We start from the raw sequence: 1,507 nt of genomic DNA, 5'->3' as shown, positions 1-1,507 counted from the left end.
TCGTCAGCGTCTTCATCCTGCCGCCGTCGGCGTCCGATCTCGAGAAGCGGCTCCACACCCGCGCCCAGGACTCGCATGACGTGATCCGCGGGCGCATGAGCCGCGCCAGCCACGAGATGAGCCACTGGGCGGAATACGACTACATCGTCATCAACCGCAACGTCGACGAGGCGTTTGCCGAGGTCCAGTCGATCCTCAAGGCCGAGCGGCTGAAGCGCGAGCGCCGCACCGGGCTGACGACCTTCGTGCGTGAATTGCAGCGCCAGCTCGAGAGCTGACGCGCCGCGTCCCGTCAGGCCCGGCGGCCGAGCCGCGCCAGGATGTCCTGGATGCCGTCGAGTTCGTCATCCTGCTGAATATTGCGGGGCCGCGGCCGGAGCGCCGAAGGCCGCGGAATGAAGTCGAGCGGCGGTGTCGCCGGATCCTCGAACGGCGTCGGGACGAACGGAGACCGCTGCTGCGGCGGCCGTTGCTGCTGAGGCTGGGGCCGCTGCGGTTGCGGCTGCTGATACGGCCGCGATGGCGGCTGCGGCCGGTGTTGCTGCGGTTGATGCTGCTGCGGTTGTGGCCTGTCGACGGCCGGTGCCCTCTCCGGAATCGAGGACTGCGACTCCAACAGACTCATCAGCTGTGCTGCGGGATCGTCCGGCACGCGCCCGGCGGCCCCCGCCGCCTCGGCCGCAGCAAGTTCGTCGGCCTCGTCCTGCGGCGGCTCCAACGCGTCTTCGGGCAGCGAGAAGCGCGACTGCAGCAGATTGATCAGCGCTGCCGCGGGATCGTCGAGATCGTCTTCCGCCGCCGCCGCGGCGCGGGCGGTCGCGTCGGTCTCGTCTGCGGCCTGATGCGCCGACTGCCGCGCGGCATGCGCGCGAAGCGTCTCGATCAGTGCGGCGGCGGGGTCGCCGGCTTCGGGGGATGACGCTTGTGCTGGCTGATCGGCGCTGGCGGCAATCGGCGCAACGGCCGGCTGGCCGTTGCGAAGGCGATTCATCAATTGCTGTGCGGCCTGAGCGCGCTGAGCCGCGACCGCCTCCGGCGCGGGCGGCGCCGGCCCGGCAGGGACCGTTCCGGGCGCGGCTTCGCCGGCTTCGTTCGCTTCAGCCTGGGGGGCGCGTCGCTTGGCCGCGCGCGACACCAGGAGCGCCGCAATCACCTTGGCGGCGTCGACCGGCGCCGCACCGGCCGAGGCGGCTCCCGCATCGCCGGCGCGCGCCTTGCGCAGCGCCGAGACGATTTCGCCGACATCGACCGGGGCCGGAGGCGCTGCCGCCGCTGCATTCTGCGGCGGCTGAGGGGCGGCTGGCGCCGGCGCGGCCTGCTGGGCGGCCGGCCATGATTGTGGCGGTGCCTCGGCCGGAGTGACGTAGGCCGGAGTCTGCGATGCCAGGGCGGCCGCGGCGCTGGCTCGGGCAGCGGCGGCATTGGTGGCTGCGGCCTGCGCAGCAGCGATCTGGGCGTTGGCCAACTGGGCGGCGGCGATCTGCTGCGCTGGCGGCGGCGGTGCAGG

At 72.7% G+C, this 1,507-nt stretch carries 1 protein-coding gene and 1 pseudogene; one reads left to right on the top strand and one right to left on the bottom strand.

Going from position 1 to position 1,507, the window contains the following annotated elements; genetic code table 11:
- The coding region (locus BRAS3809_RS20540) for a guanylate kinase (RefSeq protein WP_035657251.1) at positions 1–278 on the top strand (278 nt) is incomplete at its 5' end.
- A 14-nt stretch (positions 279–292) separates the two neighbouring features.
- Here BRAS3809_RS20540 and BRAS3809_RS20535 read toward each other — a convergent pair.
- Positions 293–1,507: pseudogene (locus BRAS3809_RS20535) on the bottom strand (hypothetical protein); the annotation flags it as partial.

It is taken from the genome of Bradyrhizobium sp. STM 3809 (genome assembly GCF_000239795.1).
GTDB lineage: Bacteria > Pseudomonadota > Alphaproteobacteria > Rhizobiales > Xanthobacteraceae > Bradyrhizobium.
This window is presented reverse-complemented; position numbering and strand designations above follow the sequence as displayed.